This window comes from Gorillibacterium timonense, from assembly GCF_001457415.1.
Classification (GTDB): domain Bacteria; phylum Bacillota; class Bacilli; order Paenibacillales; family NBRC-103111; genus Gorillibacterium; species Gorillibacterium timonense.
In genome coordinates, this window is record NZ_LN881723.1 from 830,809 (window position 1) to 852,628 (window position 21,820).

At 53.9% G+C, this 21,820-nt stretch carries 17 protein-coding genes; 10 read left to right on the top strand and 7 right to left on the bottom strand.

Annotation, left to right across the window (positions count from 1 at the left end; genetic code table 11):
* Window positions 1-201: 201 nt before the first annotated feature.
* Together BN2684_RS11430 and BN2684_RS11435 are read right to left on the bottom strand one after the other, a co-directional pair.
* Window positions 202-3,024, bottom strand: coding sequence for a leucine-rich repeat domain-containing protein (locus BN2684_RS11430; RefSeq protein WP_058302274.1), 2,823 nt, complete (start codon window positions 3,022-3,024; stop codon window positions 202-204).
* 243 nt (window positions 3,025-3,267) lie between these two features.
* A complete protein-coding gene (locus tag BN2684_RS11435) occupies window positions 3,268-6,456 on the bottom strand; it encodes a beta-galactosidase, LacZ type (RefSeq protein ID WP_058302275.1) in 3,189 nt (1,062 codons plus the stop codon).
* Window positions 6,457-6,775: 319 nt separating this feature from the next.
* On the opposite strand from BN2684_RS11435, the gene BN2684_RS11440 reads away from it, so the two are divergent.
* Window positions 6,776-7,144 (top strand): hypothetical protein, encoded by a 369-nt coding sequence (locus tag BN2684_RS11440; RefSeq protein ID WP_058302276.1) that lies wholly within the window; start codon window positions 6,776-6,778, stop codon window positions 7,142-7,144.
* Between the two features lie 111 nt (window positions 7,145-7,255).
* On the opposite strand, the gene BN2684_RS11445 is transcribed toward BN2684_RS11440, so the two are convergent.
* The gene (locus BN2684_RS11445; protein ID WP_058302277.1) at window positions 7,256-8,266 is read right to left on the bottom strand and encodes a ketoacyl-ACP synthase III; all 1,011 of its coding nucleotides are present in this window, start codon (window positions 8,264-8,266) and stop codon (window positions 7,256-7,258) included.
* Between the two features lie 108 nt (window positions 8,267-8,374).
* Window positions 8,375-8,737 (bottom strand): VOC family protein, encoded by a 363-nt coding sequence (locus BN2684_RS11450; RefSeq protein ID WP_058302278.1) that lies wholly within the window; start codon window positions 8,735-8,737, stop codon window positions 8,375-8,377.
* A gap of 159 nt (window positions 8,738-8,896) precedes the next feature.
* Between BN2684_RS11450 and BN2684_RS11455 the strand changes: the two genes are divergently transcribed.
* Entirely contained in the window at window positions 8,897-9,415 is a 519-nt protein-coding gene (locus BN2684_RS11455) for a PadR family transcriptional regulator (protein WP_058302279.1), read from the top strand.
* A gap of 61 nt (window positions 9,416-9,476) precedes the next feature.
* On the opposite strand, the gene nspC is transcribed toward BN2684_RS11455, so the two are convergent.
* Together nspC and BN2684_RS11465 are read right to left on the bottom strand one after the other, a co-directional pair.
* A complete protein-coding gene (nspC, locus tag BN2684_RS11460; protein WP_058302280.1) occupies window positions 9,477-10,613 on the bottom strand; it encodes a carboxynorspermidine decarboxylase in 1,137 nt (378 codons plus the stop codon).
* Window positions 10,613-11,821: a saccharopine dehydrogenase family protein gene (locus BN2684_RS11465; protein WP_058302281.1), complete on the bottom strand. Its 1,209-nt coding sequence runs from the start codon at window positions 11,819-11,821 to the stop codon at window positions 10,613-10,615. Before BN2684_RS11465 ends, nspC begins: the two co-directional genes overlap by 1 nt.
* 302 nt (window positions 11,822-12,123) lie before the next feature.
* On the opposite strand from BN2684_RS11465, the gene BN2684_RS11470 reads away from it, so the two are divergent.
* Genes BN2684_RS11470 through BN2684_RS11480 form a run of 3 tightly spaced genes read left to right on the top strand, consistent with a single transcriptional unit; the run spans window position 12,124 to window position 15,976 of the window.
* Entirely contained in the window at window positions 12,124-13,641 is a 1,518-nt protein-coding gene (locus BN2684_RS11470) for a spore germination protein (RefSeq protein WP_058302282.1), read from the top strand.
* Entirely contained in the window at window positions 13,638-14,837 is a 1,200-nt protein-coding gene (locus tag BN2684_RS11475; protein ID WP_058302283.1) for a Ger(x)C family spore germination protein, read from the top strand. The genes BN2684_RS11470 and BN2684_RS11475 overlap by 4 nt, the downstream gene beginning before the upstream one ends.
* A 41-nt stretch (window positions 14,838-14,878) precedes the next feature.
* Window positions 14,879-15,976 (top strand): GerAB/ArcD/ProY family transporter, encoded by a 1,098-nt coding sequence (locus BN2684_RS11480; RefSeq protein ID WP_058302284.1) that lies wholly within the window; start codon window positions 14,879-14,881, stop codon window positions 15,974-15,976.
* Window positions 15,977-16,023: 47 nt separating this feature from the next.
* Here the strand turns inward: BN2684_RS11480 and BN2684_RS11485 are convergent, their stop codons facing one another.
* Window positions 16,024-16,257 carry a YczF family membrane protein gene (locus BN2684_RS11485; RefSeq protein ID WP_058302285.1) on the bottom strand — a complete coding sequence of 78 codons (234 nt, stop codon included), beginning with the start codon at window positions 16,255-16,257 and terminating at the stop codon, window positions 16,024-16,026.
* Between the two features lie 593 nt (window positions 16,258-16,850).
* Between BN2684_RS11485 and BN2684_RS11490 the strand changes: the two genes are divergently transcribed.
* From BN2684_RS11490 to BN2684_RS11510, 5 genes are all read left to right on the top strand, one after another.
* Window positions 16,851-17,753, top strand: coding sequence for a radical SAM protein (locus tag BN2684_RS11490; protein WP_058302286.1), 903 nt, complete (start codon window positions 16,851-16,853; stop codon window positions 17,751-17,753).
* 140 nt (window positions 17,754-17,893) lie between these two features.
* Complete coding sequence (locus BN2684_RS11495; protein WP_058302287.1) at window positions 17,894-18,244, top strand: NifB/NifX family molybdenum-iron cluster-binding protein; 351 nt, start codon at window positions 17,894-17,896, stop codon at window positions 18,242-18,244.
* An 86-nt stretch (window positions 18,245-18,330) separates the two neighbouring features.
* On the top strand, window positions 18,331-19,209 hold the full coding sequence (nifH, locus tag BN2684_RS11500) for a nitrogenase iron protein (RefSeq protein WP_058302288.1): 879 nt from the start codon (window positions 18,331-18,333) through the stop codon (window positions 19,207-19,209).
* A gap of 98 nt (window positions 19,210-19,307) precedes the next feature.
* Complete coding sequence (cysK, locus tag BN2684_RS11505; RefSeq protein ID WP_058302289.1) at window positions 19,308-20,252, top strand: cysteine synthase A; 945 nt, start codon at window positions 19,308-19,310, stop codon at window positions 20,250-20,252.
* A gap of 191 nt (window positions 20,253-20,443) precedes the next feature.
* On the top strand, window positions 20,444-21,784 hold the full coding sequence (locus BN2684_RS11510) for a nitrogenase component 1 (protein ID WP_058302290.1): 1,341 nt from the start codon (window positions 20,444-20,446) through the stop codon (window positions 21,782-21,784).
* Window positions 21,785-21,820 lie beyond the last annotated feature (36 nt).

Here is a 21,820-nt window from a genome sequence, read left to right on the forward strand (position 1 = left end):
AACCAGTCCGTTGTGAACTCAAAAGCCGTGGCTTTCGCTCCCCTTCCCATTCCGATTAGCGCCGCTTCGTATCCACACGATTAAGGCCGACAGAGTACTCGATACGCATAATAAAATGCAGCCGCTCCATCATCAGAAGCGGACTGCATTTTGGTTGTTTATGAGCCTTAGCCTAAACGAATCTACTGCTAGGCTCCTCCTTTACTCTGCGCTGCGGCGAAGGGACTTGAGATCGGCCACAATGATTTTGCCCGCGTCGCCGAAGACGTAGACCTTACCCTGGAACTCGGCTGCATAGAACCACCTTTCATTCGTCATAACCGTCTGCTTCGTCCAATGCTCGGCATCATCCGACAGGAAGATGGACCCTTCGCTTCCGACCGCAACAAACAGGTTGTCGATAAAAGATACCCCGAACTGCGCGCTGCCTGCTCCGCGATAGCGATAGCCATCGATAAACGAAACGGCTTTCCATTTCTTTCCGTCCGTGGAATAGAGAGCGACCGAATAATCGACATTCACGTAGAGGCTGGAGGTCGAAATGACGAATTTGCCATTCCCCCATACCACGTCATAATTGTCTCCCTTATGCACGGCCTTGACCTGGCTCCACTTCACCCCATCGTCCGAGGTGAGGATAAGCCCCTCTTTTCCGACCGCAACGAACGTTTTTCCGTTTGTTTCGATCGAGTTGATCGTCTTGGTTACACCCGTTTTGAGCACGGTCCATTTTTTGCGATCCTTGGAGGTCATGATCAGCCCCTCCTCGCCGGTTACGTAATACGTACCATTACTCGTTAGCAAAGCCTTGGTCAAGTCAACCTTGGTCGGGGAGACCAGGGCGGTCCAGTTCAGCCCGTCCGTGGAAGTCATCATTTTACCGGAATCACCGACTGCGAAAAAGTCCTTCCCCGTCCAAACGACATTGTTGAGCGGGAACGTCTTCTTGACGCTAGCCGACGTCCATTTGCCGGAAGCATTCAGTTGAACAGACGCCTGGTTGCTGGCATTCACATAGCCAAGAGTATCGTGGTACCCTCCCACCATGACCAGCTTGCCGTTTCCGACCGCACTGTCCATCAAAGCGCTGGGCATCTCGAAGGGATATTTCAACGTTTGCTTCCAGTTCATGCCGTCCGTGGAAGCTTGAATGCCCTTCGCGGTCACGGTGATATACTGCTTGCCGTTGTGCAGGGTGACGAACGGAGTCTGCACAGGGGAATTCATGAACCCGGCTGCGCTCCAGGTTTTCCCGTCCTTGGAGGTGCTGTTGATCAGCTTGGTTTCATCGGTGGCATAGTTGATGTATTCAAAGCCATAGGCGTAGAAGCGGTCTTTCGCCCAGAAGATTTTGTTCCAAAACGTCTTCGTCGGAACGCTGGTCCACTTCACCCCATCCTTCGAGATCATGATGGTGGCTTCCCCTACTGCTACGAAATTGCCGCCGCCATAGGCCATCGACCACATCTGCTCGTAGTTGGGCTGGTTGGTCTTCACCTTTTTCCAGGTGATGCCGTCCTTGGATACCGCAGCTAGCCCTCCTTCATAGGCTTGAGCCACAAACGTGCCATTTCCCCACGCGACCGCCTTCAAATCCATGTCCACATTCGATTTGCGCTCGGTCCAGGTTAATCCATCTTCCGAGCTGACGATAATTCCTCTGGACATTGTCCCGCCGGTCATGACATACCTCTTGCCGTTCCAAACCGCGCTGTGGAGGAAGCGTGCCGGAATATCCTTCTCATTCTTTGTCCAGGTGACTCCGTCCTTGGAAGTCCACACACTTGTGCTGAGTCCCGCTTCGCGGAAGCCCATGAACATGTTGTTTCCCCAAATGATCGTGATAAACGAATCATTGATCCCGGTGTACGTTTGCTTCCAATTGAGCCCATCCTTGGATGTCTTCACGTACCCGCCGGAGACCGGCATGACGTAGATGCCGTTCCCATAAGCAAACGTGTTGATATACCGTTCATACAGGTTATCGAGCGAGGACCAGTCCAGACGGAGAGCATGCTGATTGGCGGGGTTGGTCATGTCCTCTTTTTGCTTGGAGGAAACCTCCGAGACATCGACGCCCCGTTTGCGCAGGGAATCCAGGACCGCCTTCGTTTCCTTGGCGTTCAAATCCAGGTAGTTGTTGCTCGCCGCGACATAGGTAAGCTGCGGAAGATCAACGATTGGTGAAAGGTCCCGGATTTCGTTGCCATCCATACGGACTTCTTTCAACGATACAAGGGAACGCAAGGGCTCTATGCTTTGGATGAGGTTCGTGGAAAGCGACAGCCATTCCAGCTTGCCAAGGCTGCCGAGCGGCGACACATCCTTAATCTTGCTGTTATACAGGTTCAGTTTCTTGAGTGCTGTCAACGAGGACAACGGCGTCAGATCAGAAATCTCGCTGCCTCCCAGGACAAGCGTCTCCAGCTTCACCAACCCTCCAAGAGGAGCGATCGTCTTGTAGGGATTGCTGTATAGTTCCAGGCTCGTCAATTCGGTTAGCGAAGCCAGAGGAGACAGATCCGAGACCTGATTCAGGCTGAGCGAAAGGCTCTTTAGCTTCACGAGTCCCTTCAGTGGAGTGAGATCCTTGACCTTATTCTCATAGAGATCAATGTGCTTCAAATCCGTTAGCGAAGCCAGCGGAGACAAATTCGTGACTTGATTGCTGTGCAAGGAGATGCGGACCAGCTTCTTCATTCCGGACAGGGGGCTGAGATCCGATATCTCGCCGTTGTCCAGATCCAGAGATTGGATGTTTACGGCTCCCTCCAGCCCTTTCAGCGACTTCACCTTGTGGTCCGTGGTCGGAATGGTCAAATAGTCCAGCTGCCGAAGATCGGCTTCGGTGATCGGACCTTCTTCCTTAGCTAAATTCTGGCGTACCACCTGCTCCACGAGTGAATCTCCAAAGATCACTCCTTCCGCGTGAACACGGCTTGGAGGCAGGAGTTGGCCCAGCAGAGCGCTAATGATCAGGATGGTCATGAATCGAGTAATCGACAAAATAGGACGACGGCGCATAATCTTCTCCTTAGTTTCGTGGTTCTCTCAAGTCTAGCAAAATATGGTCGACGGGAATAGATCAGAATCTTGTCGAATTTTCGTCTAACAAAAAGGGCCTTCTGTCCGGCTTATGTCGCGTCTCCACGACGTTAAGCGGTTCAGAAGGCCCGATGCTCTTAACCCGAGGCATGTCTGCAACCGGATTTTCGGCCGATTCAGCTCGGTTGTCTCGATGGCTAGAGGGCTGTAAACCCGCGCTAGTTAGCGGGCAATCCCTTTCAGCGTGTATTCATACACATAAGTCCGATTGGCATGGAGAGTAAATTCCGGATGAGTCCGCGCTCCCCAGGAATCATCGCCCCCCACTCCCATCTGCTTGTCGTTCACCCGGACGACCGTCCGGCTGCTGACCGGTAGCTTGTAGGCGTGGTCGTGCGACTCCAGCTCTTCCGGTGTGTAGGGCAATGCCGACAGCTCAACGTAAGGGCAGCCGTGGATGTCCAAACCGATTCCGGCCGCGTTCGTGAGCCGGGCATACCGAACATCGGTCTTGTTCCCGCACTCTTGAGGTCGAAGATACGGGGTGACCTGCTCCGCCACGGTTGAGGCGTATTTGCCGATAAACGTTCCAGTGTTCCGGTCCCAGTAATTCTCCTCCGGACCTCGGCCATACCATTCCAGTCGATCGAAGCTCCCATCCAGATGGAATCTCATCCCGACGGCCGGAATCTCCGGCAGCCCCGGTCCGGGTGTGAGCTCCTGGCGAACTCGGACAAGACCATCGGGGGTAACGGTGTAGGTCACCCGTACCTGCGATTGCGCGGCCTCCGGCAGAAGAAACTCCTGACGGACGGTGAGTGCCGCGCCGGAAGCGTCGAATTGGACGCTGACCGGCAGGCGTTCCGCCCCGGCGTTCCTCCAGACCGCACAGCGCTCATGGTGCCCGTTGCCGCGGTCATTGTCGGTATAGGGACGCCAGAAATAAGGAGTCGGTCCCTCTCCATCGGCAAGCAGCTCGGTTCCTTGCACCTGGAAGGATTCAAGCTCGCCTGTCGCTTCGTCGAAGGCAAGGAAGAAGTCTTCTCCTTGTACAGTTCTTCGCCCGCCTTTACTGCCCATCTCAAGCTTTGCCTCTGCTGTCGTGTTTGCCGTGTTATGAAGCCCCTCCGCAGCTTGCTTCGCAGCCACAGGCACCGGCAGCACGAATTGACCGACGGCAACCGCGTGACCCTTAAGCGCCCAAAGCGTATCTTCCTTCTGGACGACCTTCAGCGTAACCACGTATTCATCTCCCGGCTTTGCGGCTTCCGGCTGCGGCCAGGAGAAGAAAAGGGTCTCCTCCTCTTGTGGAGCCAGAGAATAGCTGCCGCTTCGCTCCTCCACGAGCTCCCCGTTTCGTTCCAGGGTGCAGACGAACTCGAACTCGTCCAGATCGGTGAACAGGAAGCGATTGGTCACCCGCACGGCTCCCTTCTTCAAATCAACTGCTTGGAACCGAATGTTCTGATAGACCGCCTTCACTTCCGCGAGCTTAGGGGAAGGAGTGCCGTCGGCAAAGATCAGTCCGTTCCCGCAAAAGTTGCCGTCGTTCGGCGTCTCGCCGAAATCGCCGCCATAAGCCAAGTATTCGATTCCATCCGGAGTCTTGGTGCGGATCGCCTGATCAATCCAGTCCCAGATAAAGCCTCCTTGCAGAATCGGATACTTGTCGAACAGCTCGGCATATTTGAACAAGCCGCCTACCGAGTTTCCCATCGCATGGCTGTACTCGCAGAGGATGAACGGCTTGCGGACGGCGCCGTTGCCCAGGTGACGCAGCATCGGATTGAAACGCTCCATTTGCGCGTACTGTTCCACATTGGCGGGCGAGGTGTACATATGGCTCTCCATGTCGCTTGCCGCCTCGCTCGCCCGATGTTGGCCCACGCCTTCGTAGTGGACGATCCGGCTCGGGTCCGCCACCTTAAGGAAATCGTGCATGCGGATGAAGTTGTGCCCGCCCCACGATTCGTTGCCGAGCGACCAGATGACGATGGACGGGTGGTTTTTGTCCCGCTGGAGCATCGAGTTACAACGGTCAAGGACATTGGCCGTCCATTCCGGTTTGCTGCCCGGCACCGTATCGCGTTCATCCTGCTCCGGCTGGCCGTACGCCCAGCTTCCGTGCGTCTCCAAATTCGTCTCGTCGATCACGTAGAGGCCATATTGATCGCACAGGTCGTACCAACGCGGATGATTCGGGTAATGGGATGTGCGGACCGCGTTGATGTTATGGCGCTTCATCAGCCGAATATCGCGCAGCATGTCTTCCGGCCCTACCGAGCGACCCTTGTCGCAGCTGAATTCATGCCGGTTAACGCCCTTGAACACGATCCTCTCCCCGTTGATGCGCATGAGGCCGTCCTTGATCTCGAAGGTGCGGAACCCGACGCGCTGAGAAGCCGCCTCGATCAAAGCGCCTTGTTCATCACTCAACGCGAAGGCGAGTGTGTACAGATTCGGCTGTTCGGCACTCCACTTCAACGGATTCTCCACGGCGATGGAAAGCTCGAATTCCTGCTTGCCTTTGCCGGCTGCCCGGAATTTATGAGAGACCCGAGCTTCCTCAACCGGAATGCCCTTGCCGTCATAGAGGGTACATGCGAGCTGAACGAAGCCGTGATCCGTTTCGTCATAATTGCGCACCTGTGCTTTGATTCGGAGCGTACCGTCCCGATACTCCGAATCGAGTGCAGGGACGGCGAAGAAGTCATAGAGATGAACATTCTTCCGCGTGTAGAGGTACACGTCGCGGAAGATCCCGGACAGACGCCAAAAGTCTTGATCCTCCAGCCAGCTCGCGTCGCACCAGCGGTATACTTCAACGGCGAGCTTGTTCTCCCCTTCCACCAGATAAGGCGTCAGGTCAAATTCGGCAGGCGTGAACGTATCCTCGCTGTAGCCGACAAGATCTCCATTCAACCAGACATAAAAGGCTGATTCCACTCCCTGGAAGCTGATAAAGACCGGCTGGCCGTTCCACTCATGTGGAACCGTAAAGGTGCGGAGGTAAGACCCGACTGGGTTGTATCGGGTCGGCGCGAAAGGCGGCTTTAGATCCTCATGCCCCACCCAAGGGTAAATAATATTGGTGTACTGCGGGAAATCGTAACCCTGCAGCTGCCAATGGGAAGGCACCGGGATGGTGCTCCAAGCGGAAGCGTCGAAGCCTTCCTTGTAAAAATCAACAGGTCGGCTGTCCGGATTCTCGGAGAAATGGAATTTCCAATCGCCGTTCAGCGAATGGACGAATGGCGTCGCGGCCCGGTCGTTCTTCCGCGCCTCTTCCTCCGTGGGATAGGGCAGGAAGAACGCATGAGCATCCATCCGACCGATCTGGAAGATGTCCGGATTGTTGTTCCATTCAGGATAACCGTTCTCCGGCGGGGTATAGCTTAATTTTTTCGGCATGTCGCACCTCGGATTCGGATTGATTGAAGCGGGTTACAATCCCCATTTTACCTACAAATCCAAGAGGCGAAAAGACAACGATTCTCCTACGACTTCAACAATATTCGCATTTCAACTAAGCTTATGTCTCACAAGATAAGCGTACCCTTTGGACTATCTTTTCCATCACCGATCATTCAACTATCTTTCTCGTAAGTCTAAGCCAAATAGATGATTTCACATATCCTTTTCAATAGGGGAGTCCGCAACCTAATAACGATCATGTTGAGAACGTAAAAACGTTGTCGAATCCCTATACCAACTGAACGGAGGTGAAACCATGAAAGGTTCCCTTCGATTGGCCCTGAAACAGAGCACCACCACCATCCGTCAGCTGATCACATTTCTATTCGTTACGATTTTCCCAGGGACTTCGGTCGTTACCCGATCCTTCCGGTTAACACGACTCGTAAACACAGGTGAAGTGATCGTATCCCAAAGCCGGGCGGCCGGCAGTACCGCCACTCCTGTCGTCCGGTATCAATTCGTCAATGCGGTGACCGGCTTGCCAGTGACGAACAGCATTACCGTGACGGGGACCCGCATCGTCGTCCTGCCATTCGTTCTTCCTGCCGGGTCCTTCCGGCTCAGAATCTCCAATATTGGAACGGGAGGAGTTCGGGTAGAAGGCGTTATCCTCGTTTTTTAAAAGGTTTACGGAAAAAATCCCCACCATGTTCCTTCACACAAGGTGGGGATTCTTCCTGTTTGTCTTTATAGAAGGTTCATCGAACTAACAGACGTTCCACTCCGGTTCCGATTACAAGGGGCTGGGCGCTCCTACCATGGGGTCCAGATCCAGCTTGAGCAGTTGGCTGGCATGCGTCAGCCCGCTGCCGAAGCCATAGAGAAGCGCCGTGTCTCCGTTCCGAACTTTCCCCGCGCGAATGCCGAGATCGAGTGCCAATGGAATGCTCGCGGCGGAGGTGTTGCCAAACTCGACGAGGCTGTACAGCGCCCTCTCCAGCGGATAGTTCAGACGCTCGCAGATGGGTTCGATCATCCGCAGATTGGCGCTGTGCGGAATGAACCAGTCCACCTGCTCCATAGAGACATTCGCCTTTCGCAAAAGCTCCTGAACCCCTTGCGGCACCGTTCGAACCGCCCAGCGGAACACCTCGCGACCGTTCTGCACCAACCGACCGCTGTTCGACAGCTCAATTTCATTTACCTTCGCGGCCAAACCGGCGCGGTACACATGATGGGCTCCGCCGCCGTCGCTGCCCAGATGATGGGCCAGAAAATGATCGGTCTCGTCGCTCTCTACCAGCACCGCCCCCGCTCCGTCGCCGAACAGAATGCAGGTGCTGCGGTCCTGATAATCCGTGATCTTGGACAGAGCGTCCGCTCCCACGACCAGCACTTTACGATGCAGGCCGGACGCCACCTGCGCATGAGCCATGTGCAGGGCATAGACGAAGCCGGCGCAGGCCGCACTGAGATCGATTGCTCCGGCCGCAGGCGATATCTCCAGCCGATGCTGGAGAATGGCCGCCGTCGACGGGAAGGGAAAGTCCGCCGTGCTCGTGGCTACAAGCACGAGGTCGACATCGCGGATCTCCTTTCCGTACCGCCGCATGAGATCCTGCACGGCGACCACGCCCATATCACTCGTGAATTCGTCCGGCCGACTGATTCGCCGCTCCCGGATTCCCGTCCGCTGGACGATCCATTCGTCGTTCGTCTCCACCAGCTGTTCCAAGTCAAAGTTGCTCAGCACCCGCTTGGGCACGTAGGTGCCGATCGCGGTTACTCTGGCGCCGTCCCCCATCTCTGCCACCGCCTTTTTAGTAGTTGGTATTAGTATCTGGTACTAATTATGAGTTTGATTATACCTCCTTTTCACTCTTCATGTAAAGGAGGTCGCAACCGGCTTTCGTTACTTCTGAATCTGCTTAGAATAATCGGTTATTCCCAGTCGATTTCCAAATGGGTCTTCAAATTCCACGGCCATTCCAGTCATGATGCTAAAGGGCTCTGATAAAAATTCTACGCCCCTATCCGCTAATTTTTTGCATTCGGTATGTACATCTTCAACGACAAACCAAATGGTGGGCTTTACATCCTTATAAACGCTTTTTTCCTTTAGAATGATCGCGGGTTCTTCTTCTCCCACATTGAAAGCTGCCATTCTTTTTTCAGCAAAATTAAATTTCAGCTCCAAACCTAAAACCTGTCCATAGAATTCCTGTGCTTCTCCGAGGTTATCAACACCCAGAAAAAAATTGTCGTACCGTTTCATGGTTTATCCTCCTTGTGGTTCCAAGCTTCATGTGAAGAATGGAGAATTTCACATTGATTTTTGCTATATTTTACACTAGTATAATTTATAGTATTTTGTCAATGACACGAATACCTTTTATACTAATTTTAATGATAGCAATGCTCGGAGGGGTACATCATGTCAGCCATTGATTTGGTCGTTTTAGGTCTCGTTAAACAGCAACCACAGGGGGCTTATGATATCCAAAAGGAATTAGCCCATCGAAACCTTTCCAGCTTCATCAAAGTCAGCACTCCTTCCATTTACAAGAAGGTTATTCAATTGGAGGATAAGGGATACATCGAAGGTGATGTGATGAAAGCGGGAAAAATGCCGGAAAAGGCCGTTTACAGCATCACGGCGAAAGGAGAAGAATACTTCCTGAATCTAATGAGGAAGATGTCGGAGCAACCCGTAAATCTTTTTTTGGATTTTAATTCCGTCATCATGAATCTTGATTTAGTCCCTGAGGAAACGAAGGATCACTACCTATCCCAAATCAAAGACAAGATTACGATTTTAAAAGAGCAAATCGTTGAAAACATCGCTTTGAAACCTCATATTCCTCAAACGGGAAAAAGCATCTTATCTCAACAGCTGGCGTTAGCTGAAACCCTTGAACTGTGGATAAATGAAGGATCAAACAAAGAGGAATAATCCAAAAAAAGCGCCTTCCCGATCGATTCGGGAAGGCGCTTCGTTATGTTCGACCACCTGTTCAGGACAGCCGGTTACGGTAATCTTCGTACTGGAAGCTGCGGACGACCTTGATGCCCTTCCCCTCTTGATAGAGGGCGATGGACGGCAGGTTCACGCCGTTGAACATGTGATTCTTGACCATCGTGTAATGCGCCATATCCGTGAAGACGAGCTTGTCACCGGCTTTCAGCGGCTCCGGGAACGAATAGTCGCCGATCACGTCGCCGGCCAGGCAGGTCAGCCCGCCGAGGCGGTACGTATGGGCGAATTCGCCGGCCGCGCCCGCACCGATGATGGTCGGGCGATACGGCATCTCCAGCACATCCGGCATGTGGCAGGTGGCGGAGGTGTCGAGAATGGCCAGGTTCATGCCGTTGTCGATCGTATCCAGCACCGTCGTCACCAGGTACCCGGTGTTCAGCGCGATCGCCTCTCCCGGCTCCAGATAGACATGTACGCCGTACTTATCCTGGATATGCGTGATGCAGCGGATGAGCCGCTCGATATCGTAATCCGGGCGGGTGATGTGATGCCCGCCGCCGAAGTTCAGCCATTTCATGCCGGGTAGGAACTCCCCGAACTTCTCCTCCACCGCGGCAAGCGTCCGCTCCAGCGTATCGGAGTTCTGCTCGCAGAGGGCATGGAAGTGAAGGCCGTCGAGCCCCTCCAGCTCCTCCGGACGGAAATTGGCCCGCGTGACGCCGAGCCGGGAAAAGGCATAGCACGGATCATACAGCGGCGTCGCCACCTCCGAATATTCCGGATTGACGCGGATGCCGCAGGAGATCTTCTTCGGATGCGCTTGTACCTTATCCTTGAACCGATTCCATTGGTCAAACGAATTGAAGACGATGTGATCGGAATACGTCAGGATCTCGTCGAATTCACTGTCCACATATGCGGGAGCGTAGACGTGAACCTCCTTGCTCATCTCCTCGTAGCCGAGGCGAGCTTCGAACAGGGAGCTGGACGTGACGCCCTTCAGGTATTCCCCGATAAGCGGATAGAGCTCGAACATCGAGAAGCCTTTTTGGGCGAGCAAAATGCTCGCGCCCGTGCGGTCCTGCACAGACTTCAAAATCTCCAGGTTGCGGCGAATCAGCCGTTCGTCAACGAGGTAGCTAGGTGAAGGCAGCGAACGGATGTCGATGTCCATTATTTCACCTCGTCAAGCATGACGGGCGAGAGTTCTTCCTGCCAAGGCAGTCCGTGCTTGTTCAGAGCGTCCATATACGGGTCCGGATCGAACTCTTCCACGTTGTAGACGCCGGGCTTCTTCCAAACGCCTTGGAGAATCAGCATCGCGCCGATCATGGCCGGGACGCCGGTCGTATAGGAGATGGCCTGGGAGCCGACTTCTGCGTAAGCTTCCTGATGGTCGCAGACGTTGTAGACGTAGTAGGTCTTTTCCTTGCCGTCCTTCACGCCGCGAATGATGCAGCCGATGTTGGTCTTGCCCTTCGTGCGCGGTCCGAGGGACGCCGGGTCCGGCAGGATCGCTTTCAGGAAATGCAGCGGGATGATCTCTTGACCCTCGAACTTAATCGGCTCAATGGAGGTCATGCCGACATTTTCCAACACCTTCAAGTGATTCAGGTAGTTGTCCGAGAACGTCATCCAGAAGCGGATGCGTTTCAGACCTTTTATGTTAACCGCAAGCGATTCAAGCTCTTCATGATACAAAAGGTAAATATTCTTCGGACCGATCTGGTCGAAATCGTACGTCTGCTTGACGGACAGCGGAGCGGTTTCGATCCATTTGCCGTCTTCATAATAGCGGCCGTTCGCCGTAATTTCGCGGATGTTGATCTCCGGGTTGAAATTCGTGGCGAAGGGATAGCCGTGATCGCCGCCGTTGGCGTCCAGAATATCGATGGAATGAATTTCGTCAAAATGATGCTTTTGAGCATACGCGCAAAAAACGCCGGTTACCCCCGGGTCGAAGCCGCTGCCAAGAAGAGCGGTGATTCCCGCTTGCTCGAACTTTTCCCGGTAAGCCCATTGCCATTTGTATTCGAATTTCGGCGTATCGGGCGGTTCGTAATTGGCCGTGTCCACATAGTGGACTTTGGTTGCCAGGCAGGCGTCCATGATGCTCAGATCCTGATAAGGAAGAGCGACATTGATGACCACATCCGGCTGAAAGCTGCGGATCAGGGCGATGACCTCATCCGTGTTATCGGCGTCCAGTTGAGCAGTTTGGATCTTCGTGCGTCCTCCGTCAAGCTTGGCTTTCAGGGCGTCGCACTTCTCCTTCGTCCTGCTCGCGATGCAAATTTCCTCAAATACGTCCGGATTCTGGCAGCATTTGTGTACGACTACACTCGCTACGCCGCCAGCGCCAATAATCAACGCCTTTCCCAAAATAGCATTCCTCCAGTTCAATAGGGCTTTGCTTTCCAACAAACAAAATTGATTATACCTATAATGGTATGCAATAGCAATAAATTCGGACAAATACCGGGATTATTTCGGGTTTCGCAAGCATTTGCCCACAAATTCTTAAAGATATGTAAAGCTTGTCAGCGTTTTTCTGCAAAATGCTAGAGAATTCTCCGATTTTCACGAACAAATGTGTACCTTTACTTGCCGATGTGTGGGTCTTTTTCCCAGAGTTTGAATAAAAATGGGCCAGCAGCAAATAGTATGCCCAAGAGGTGACAGAGATGGAACATCCTACAGCGAATCCAGAGAGCATTCGACACCTTCCTCTCTCCTCAGATCTCGATGCAACTATCGCGCAGCTCAAGTCTGCATTTGGGAATAGCTCCGATCTGATCATTCGGAGTCAGGATGGGATGAGCCTCCCTGTCCAAGTCGCAGTAGTATACATCGCGGGTGTTACGAACAAGCAGCTGATCGATTCCTTTGTGGGGCAAGCTCTAGCCTCCGAAACGATTCTCAAAGAATCCACCGAATCGGAAGCGGGTGCGCCTGTTTTTCGTCAAGTGAAAGCAGCGGCGTTCCGTTATGGCAAGGAAGTCGTCATTTCGAATTTCACGGAATTAGGTGAAGCTCTACTTGGCGGATTAACGGTAGTCCTTGTTGATGGAATGAGCCAAGCCATCGGTGCCGATACAAGTGGGATGGAAGAAAGAGCGGTCACCGAAGCGTCCACTCAGGTTGCGATTCGTGGCCCCAAGGAAGCCTTCACGGAATCGATCGGAACGAATATTGCGCTAGTGCGCAAACGCATCAAGAATCCTGCTTTATGGCTGGAATCGATGAAGATCGGCTCGGTAACCCAAACCGATGTGTCCATCATGTACATTCATGGAATTGCAGACGAAAAGCAGGTGCGGGACTTGAAAACCAAGCTGGAAGCGATCCGTACCGACTCCATTCTTGAATCCGGCTACATTGAACAATTGATTGAAGAAAACAAATACTCCCCGTTCCCGACGATGTTCAATACCGAGCGGCCGGATAGTGTAGCCGGAAATCTGCTGGAGGGGCGAATCGCTATTTTTGTAAACGGAACCCCCTTTGTGCTGATTGCACCGACGACGTTCTTCATGTTTTTTCATACCGTTGAGGATTACTATCAGCGTTACGACATCTCTTCCCTGCTTCGGCTGCTGCGGATCATCTGCCTGTTTATTTCGTTATTCGGACCCGCCCTTTTCATTGCCGCGCTCAATTATCACCAGGAGATGATCCCTACTCCGCTCTTGATCAGCTTGGCCTCACAGCGGGAGGGTGTTCCTTTTCCCATCTTCATCGAGGCCCTGCTGATGGAAATCACATTTGAGGTCATCCGCGAGGCCGGTATTCGTTTGCCTTCCTCCATCGGACAAACGGTGTCCATCATTGGGGGCTTGGTGCTCGGGCAGGCCGCGGTTCAGGCAGGAATCGTATCCTCGGCCATGGTCATTGTCGTTTCCGTAACGGGCATCTCTAGCTTTGCAACCCCAGCGTTCAACATGGCTTTATCTGTGCGAATGCTTCGGTTTTTCATCATGTTTGCCGCCGGTTTTATGGGACTTTTCGGGATTGTTATCGCTGGCTTGATTCTGAGCGCCCATCTGTGCAGCCTTCAATTCTTGGGAACCCCCTATCTGTCTCCGCTAGCTCCCTTCTCTTCAAAGGGCCAATCGGATACGCTAATTCGCTCCCATAAGGCGTTATCGAAATCGGCTAACCAAGGGACGAAGAACGGTACGGGAAAAGGTGGTCCCAGATGAAGGCCCGATGGAGGCGCGGATTTGTCCTTTTCCTATGCCTATCTCTCCTGCTCACGGGTTGCTGGAACAGCAGGGAGTTGAATACCCTCGCGATCGTGAGCGGCCTCGGAATCGACAAGCTGGACAATCAAGAGGGATATCGCGTCTCGTTCCAAATCGTACTTCCATCGTCCACTTCATCCAAGCCGGAAAGCTCCGTGGGAGGGGCGGGAATCATCATAAACACCGCCACCGACAAAACGTTGTTTGGAGCTTTGCGCAAAGCCTCGAAGAAAACATCCCGGCAGCTTTTCTTTGCTCACTGCCAGCTCGTGATCCTTGGAGAAGAGTTAGCAAAGGACGGTCTGGGAACCGTTTTTGACATTTTCGAACGCTCGCATGAACTCCGGCTGAACACGGCCGTACTTGTTTCAAGGGGAACGGATGCCGCGTCTATCTTAAAGATTTTGCTTCCGGCGGACAATGTTCCTTCGATTGGAGTAGTAAAAAAAAACCAGATCACATCCAAGGTTTGGGGAGAAAACAACAGTGTCGACGTCATGGAGGTCATCCAGCAGCTTACGGGAGAAGGGGACACGATCATAAGCGGCGTCCGGATTATCGGAGACAAAGAAGGTGGCAAGAAAAAAAAGGACTTGGAACAAACGGAGCTGCCTTCCGTCGTCGTCATGAGCGGTATGGGTGTGTTTAAAAAAGGGAAATTGACGCGCTGGGTCGACGGTCATGAGGCCAGAGGAACCTTGACGGTTTTGGACAAGCTGAAGGAAACCGTTGTAAACATCGACAATCAAGATCAAGCAGAAGCAATTGCCGTCAACATTTTCTCTTCGAAGACAAACGTCAAGGTGAGCATGCGGGGAGGCGTTCCCCATTTTCAAGTAAGCATCCTGGAGGAAGGGAATATAACGGAAACCAAGCTCGATGTAAACCTGAGCGACCGGAAAACCATCGCCATCCTGGAGAGAAAGCTGGAAAAGAAGACGAAAGACGAGGTTATCCGGACGATTCAAGCCGCTCAGGAGAAAGAGAGCGATCCCTTTAAGTTCGGCAACGAATTGAAACGAGCTCATCCGGCAGAGTGGAAAAAGGTTGGGGAGAATTGGGATTCCGCCTTCGCAAGCGGAGTACTCGATGTCGCTGTCGAAGCGCATATCCGCACCACCGGAATGAGATTAAATCCCTATTCCGCAAAATAACCGCGAGCGGCTTTCCGCTCTCGTCTGGAGTGTTCTGACGGATGACAAATGAAACGATCAGCCCCAAACAGCTTTTCGCCTTGATGATCTTGTTTGAACTCGGGACGGCGCTTGTGGTTCCAATCGGACTGGAGAGCGGGCACGCCATCTGGTTGTCCATTTTGCTCGCACTTCCCGGTGGTTTGCTGTTATTTTTGATTTTCAGCGATTTACATCGCCGGCATCCGGGTGCAAGCTTCAGCAGCTGCATGCAAAAGATAATGGGCAAGTGGATCGGTTTTGCGCTGAGTCTGTTGTACATTTCATTTTTTTTGCTGAACGGTTCCCGAAATTTACGGGAATCGGGAAATCTCCTGCTATCCGCCTATTACGACCAAACACCGATCCTGTTCATGAACGCGATAATGGTTATCGCGATTGTTTATTTCATGAGGAAGGGGGTCAACGTCTTCGGAAGAACATCTGAAATCTATCTTTTCGTCATCGCTATGATTGGAATCATCTGCAATTTTGTCGTGATCGCATCCGGTCTGGTGAAGCTGCACAACCTGTTCCCTCTGCATATGCAGGACTGGAAAGGAGCGCTGAGTTCGGCCTACCCCGATATCTGGTTGTTCCCCTTTGGGGAGACCCTCCTCTTCTCAATCCTGCTGCCCTATCTATCGAAATCGAAATCCGCGAGGAAAACGGGTTTGCTTGCGATGTTGACAAGCGGTTTGCTCCTCAGCTTCACGCATGCGATCGAAATATCCGTACTCGGCGAGGACATCTACGGACGAACGACGTTTCCTCTGTTCACCACCATTTCGCTCGTGAATGTAGCGAATTTCATTCAGCGCCTCGATGCATTCGTTATGCTGGCCATGATCATTTGTGTCTTTTTTAAGGCGACGGCTTATTGTTTTGGCGCCTGCATCCTGGCGGCAGACCTATTTCACGTTCAGGATTTCCGGATGTTGGCGGTTCCGATCGGCGTGGTTCTTCTGTTTACCTCTCTCATCAGTGCCGAAAATTACGTCATCCATCTGGATGAAGGAAAAGTGGCCATGGCCTACATTTTGCCGGTTACGAATGTGCTTATACCAGCCATTCTGGCTGTGGTCGACCGGGTACGGACGAAATTCGGACTTTACCGGTGAAGCCGTAATGTCGATCGTACCCATGCCGATACGAAGATAACAACGGATTAGCCTTTCGTCCTCCGATTGTGCTTTTTCTTGCGCGTATCTGCCCAGGCAGCCACAAGTGGAGCGACCAGAAAGCAAACGATGGCGATGGACTCTTGGATCGATGTGGTGCGAAAGAGATAGAGAATAGGGTGAAACACCGAAAACCAACTCATCCCGGACAGCAAATCGATGAAGACGACCATGGCGGATGCGAGCAACAACAGAACTCCATAGAGCCAAATGATTTTCATAGGAGAGGGCCTCCTTCGATAGAGTTTCGCTGCGAATTCGGAATGAACCTGGGACAATGCTCGTATAAACCGATTGCAGAAACCAACGTTTGAGTCGACATGTTCTTGGCTAGTATTGCCCCGTGTAAATGATCATAGTCTTGACCGATGACATGCAATGCCCTCTGTGCCTTAGAGCGCCCGTTACACGTTTCAGAGCCCGCCCTCCGCATTCTCGTGAGTCTTTGGATTACGGTTCTCCAGTCTCTCTGTACCCTCAGGAGCAGCCTTTCTCCGAAAAGACTCGGCTCCATTCTTCGACACGTTAACTCAATGATGCATCAATGCGTCAATCCAGCCACTCGTCAATGATAATTGTCTCACACTTCTCCCTTTAATTTTCAATTTTACAGACTCGTGACAACTTGGCTTCTCTCATTGACAGGAATAGGTCTATGCCCTACGATTATCCCATTAAATCTCATTGGATAAGTAAGAATTAAACCTACACCGAGCCGACTGGATCACCAGAGGCCGGACTCCTACCGCTTTCGACCAAGCGGCGAGTCCGGCCTTTTTGCGTAATCCGTTTGCCGAAGGAAAGGAGCAGCCTCATGGACTCGTCGACGAGCACCGCACGCACCGCGGATGACCCCTTCGGCCACCTGGTACGCAGACATCCCTGCTTCAGCGCCGAAGGTCATTTCAAGCACGGTCGCCTTCACCTGCCGGTCAGCCCGGCTTGCAACATCTCCTGCAAGTTCTGCAAACGCGCTTTTCACAAAGAAGAGAAGCGTCCGGGAGTAGCCCGAAGCCTTCTCTCTCCCGAGAAGGCGGCCGATGTGGTGAGGAAGGCTTTGAAGCTTTGTCCGGAGCTCACCGTAGCCGGCATCGCCGGGCCAGGCGATACCCTCGCCACGCCTCATGCGCTTGAGGCCTTCGAACGGATCCGGCAGGAGCATCCCGGCCTAATCCACTGCCTGAGCACAAACGGACTGCTTCTCGCCCGTTCGGTTGAACGGATCGTTCAAGCCGGCGTCGCGACGGTAACCGTGACCGTCAATGCAGTAGATCCGGTCATCCTGGAGCAGATCTGTTCGCGCATCGTGCTGGACGGGAGGCTGCTTGAAGGAAGGGAAGCGGTGGAAGCCTTGATCGACGCTCAGCTCCAGGGTATCCGGCGCGCTTCGGACGCCGGATTGGTCATCAAGATCAACACCGTGCTGATCCCGGGTGTGAACGAGTGGCATGTCGAAGAGATCGCTCGCCGGACGGCCGCGGAAGGAGCTTCCCTGATCAATATCATCCCGCTCATTCCACAGCATGAGATGATCCACATTCCCGCTCCCGACTGCTTCCAATTGAGCGAAGCCCGGGAAGCGGCGGAACGTTACCTTCCCGTCTTCCGGCACTGCCAGCAATGCCGGGCCGACGCCTGCGGCATTCCGGGAGCGGGGCGAGATTTGGCCTCCGCTCTCTATGATCATCCTCTGGAGGAGACCTTCTCCCACGGCTGATTGCGAAATAATCGGGTTAGTACGCTGTCAGCCCTAATCGTATGAATATGAATCGTTGTCATTCGATATGGGAAGTTGTGCGGAGACCACGGTTTTCAAGCTGACAGCGCACTAGAGAATAAAGGAGGGGGTAAGCTTCCATGACTTATCAAGTCGCCGTTGCCAGTCTGGACGGGGTGCGCATCAACCAGCATTTCGGCCGGGCGGAACGGTTTCTTATTTACCAGATTGACGGCTCTGGCCAGGCGGCATGCATCGAAGAACGAGAGGTCAAGCGAGCCTGCGGTTACGGCTCGCATGAAGAAGACTCCCTGCTTGCTTCTGCAGCCGCACTTGCGGATTGCAGCTTCGCTCTGGTGGCGCGGATCGGTCCGGGAGCAGAGAAAATCCTCGCCAAACAAGGAGTCAAGGCGTTTGAAATTGCCGACTCCATTCCGAATGCCCTGGAGAAGCTCGTTCGTTACCTCGATCGGGTTCGGGAACGGACGTAACTGCCGCGCTTCATGTCCGCTTCCCGCTCTCGTCAATCGAGTTTCTTGTACAAACAATCACGACCAAACGAACAGGAGTGACTAACATGCCCAAAAAAGTCAAACAAATCGCCATCTACGGAAAAGGAGGCATCGGCAAGTCCACCACCACCTCGAATATCAGCGCCGCCCTGTCCGTCGCCGGCTACAAGGTGATGCAGTTCGGCTGCGATCCCAAGAGCGATTCGACGAATACCCTGCGCGACGGCCAGTATATTCCCACCGTTCTCGACACCCTGCGGGAGAGGACGAAGATCAATGCGCATGATGTCATCTTCCAAGGCTTCAACGGCATCTACTGCGTGGAAGCCGGCGGTCCCGCTCCCGGCGTCGGCTGCGCAGGCCGGGGCATCATCACCGCCGTTCAGCTCTTCAAGCAGCAGCGGGTGTTCGAGGAGCTCGATCTCGACTACGTCATCTACGATGTATTGGGCGATGTGGTTTGCGGAGGCTTCGCCGTCCCGGTCCGGGAAGGGATCGCCGAGCATGTCTTCACGGTTTCCTCAGCCGATTTCATGGCCGTTTACGCCGCGAACAACCTGTTTAAGGGCATCCACAAATATTCCAACGCCGGAGGCGCCCTCCTTGGCGGCGTGATCGCCAACTCGATCAACGCTCCTTATTCCAAGGATATCATCGACGATTTTGTCCGCCGCACTCATACCCAGGTTGTGGAATACGTCCCGCGCTCCGTGACCGTAACCCAAAGCGAGCTGCAAGGAAAAACGACCATCGAGGCGGCTCCGGACTCTCATCAAGCCCGTATCTACCGCGAACTCGCCCGAAAAATCGACGAGCACGAGGTTTCCCGCGTTCCGGCTCCGATGGAAGTGAGCGAGCTGAGAGAATGGGCAGCCAAATGGGGTGAGCAGCTTGTACAGCTGGAAAGCGGGATTCTCACCCCGCAGGCGGCGGGCAATCTGTAAGCTGTTTGGCGCTAGGCGAGTGTTGGAGTGTTGGTGGTAGAGGTATATGAGCGACTTGCCGCTGCCCCTCTTAAAACAGGAAAGGAAGTGTCTTGGAGATGGCTAAGATCGCCGCTAGTTTAACGGATCTGATCGGCAACACCCCTCTGCTTGAGCTGAAGGCCTTCAACAAAGCGCAGGGCGTAAAGGCACGAATCATCGCCAAGTTGGAATATTTCAATCCGGCGGGCAGCGTCAAGGACCGCATTGGCCTCGCCATGATCCAGGCGGCCGAGGAGCAAGGGCTCCTGCATCCCGATTCCGTCATCGTCGAGCCGACGAGCGGCAACACGGGCATCGCGCTAGCCTTCGTTTCGGCCTCACGCGGATACCGGCTCATCCTGACCATGCCGGAGACGATGAGCACCGAACGACGGAATCTCCTCAAGGCGCTGGGAGCCGAACTGGTCCTGACGCCCGGTGCGGAAGGCATGAGAGGCGCGGTGCGCCGAGCCGAAGAGATCGCGGCGGAGATTCCGAATGCGTTCCTGCCGCAGCAATTTAACAATCCAGCCAATCCGGAAGTTCACCGCCGGACAACGGCGGAGGAAATTTGGCGGGATACGGACGGTACCGTGGACCTCTTCGTAGCAGGCGTCGGTACTGGCGGCACGGTCAGCGGCGTCGGCGAAGTGCTCAAGGGACGCAAATCCGATGTGCAGATCGTCGCCGTCGAGCCCTTCGACTCCCCCGTTCTATCAGGTGGCGCTTCAGGATCGCATCGAATTCAAGGCCTCGGAGCGGGATTCGTGCCGAAGACCTTCAATCCCGAAGTCATCGATGAAATTTACAAGGTCAAGAACGAGGAAGCCTTGGAGACCTCGCGGGAACTGGCCCGACTGGAAGGGCTGCTCGTCGGCATCTCCTCGGGAGCGGCTGCCTTCGCTGCGGTGCAAGTAGCCAAACGGCCGGAGAACGCCGGGAAGACGATCATCGTCTTGCTGCCGGATACCGGAGAGCGCTATCTGTCGACTGTGCTTTTTCAGGAGCCGGCACGAGCTTAATGCCTGTCGCAAGAGTCTCCACCTATTCAATCAACAGTCCATATTCAATCAGCAGTCCTTATTCAATCAGTAGTCTCCCCCCCATCCCATAAGCATCCGATCAACAAACGTTCAGCATTCGAGCTTGAGTTGATCGGTATTCATCGGTACCTCCTGATAAGACATCGCAAGGCGGAAAGGAGTAGGAGAACATGAGTCAAGTCGTAGAAAGACCGCGGTTTACCTGCGCCTTGGGCGGAGCCATCGGCACCGTACAGGCGCTGCCCCGGGCCATTCCCATCCTGCACAGCTCGCCGGGCTGCGGAGGCAATCTGGCCGGGGCTCTCAGCGGAGCCTCCGGTTATCACGGGGGCAGCTACTGCGGAGGCAATACCCTGCCGAGCTCCAACGTCTCGGAGCGAGACATCGTCTTCGGAGGCGAGGAGCGGCTGGCTGAGCAGATTGAGAATACGATCAAGGTCATGGACGGGGATCTCTATTTTGTCGTCACCGGCTGCATGGTGGAGATGATCGGCGATGATGTGCATGCGGTTGTGAAAAGATTCGCAGGCAGCGAGCATCCCGTATTCGGAACGGAAACGACCAGCTTCAAGGGAAACTCTTATAAAGGCTATGACGATGTCCTCCAGGCGCTCATCCGCGACTTTGTCGAACCGGCAGAAGTCAAGGACGCGGCGACGGTAAACCTCTTCGGCATCGTTCCTCTCCAGGACGTGTTCTGGAAAGGCAATATCGATGCCCTGAAGGGCCTGTTGGAGAAGCTCGGTCTTCGCGTCAATACCTTTTTCGGAACGGGGGAAACGATCGACAACCTGCGTTATTCTGCGTCGGCTTCCCTTAATATTGTCGTCTCTGAGGTATACGGGCAAGCGTCCGCAGAGACCTTCGAGGAAGTCCATGGCGTTCCCTTTCTGACGGTGCCGCTCCCGATCGGCGATCATGCAACGACGGCTTTCCTGCTTGCTGTAGGCCTTGCGCTCGGACTTGATCCGGTGCAGGTCGACAAGGTGATCTCCGAAGAGCGCAGGTTTTACTACGATTACCTGCAGAGATTGTCCGACTCGTATAACGACCTGGATTTTCAACGCTACGCCACCGTGGTCGGTGATGTCAACTACGCCCAGGCCGTCACGCGCTTTCTTGCCGACGATCTCGGCTGGCTGCCGGAGCTCGCCATCGTGACCGACACGCTCCAGGACGATCAGGTGGAACGTGTGCGCGGCAACTTTACCGCCTACCGATCCGGTCTGCAGCCCGAGGTCGTCTTCGATCCGAACGGCGCGAACGTTCCCAAGCATATCAACCGTCACTGGCCTCAATCGAATGCCCAGAGATATTATGAGGGCTTTACCCCGGGTTTCATCGTCGGCAGCGTCATGGAGAGAGATGTCGCCGAGCAGTTCAAGGTGCCGCTTCTCGCCGTCAGTTATCCGATCACCAACCGTGTCGTGCTGAATCGCGCCTATACCGGCTTCAAGGGAGGGCTGACGCTGGCCGAGGACCTCATCAGCCTCGTTGTCGCTCACCGCTGACGCTCGTCGCGACTTCCATCCGTATCTCAGACCATC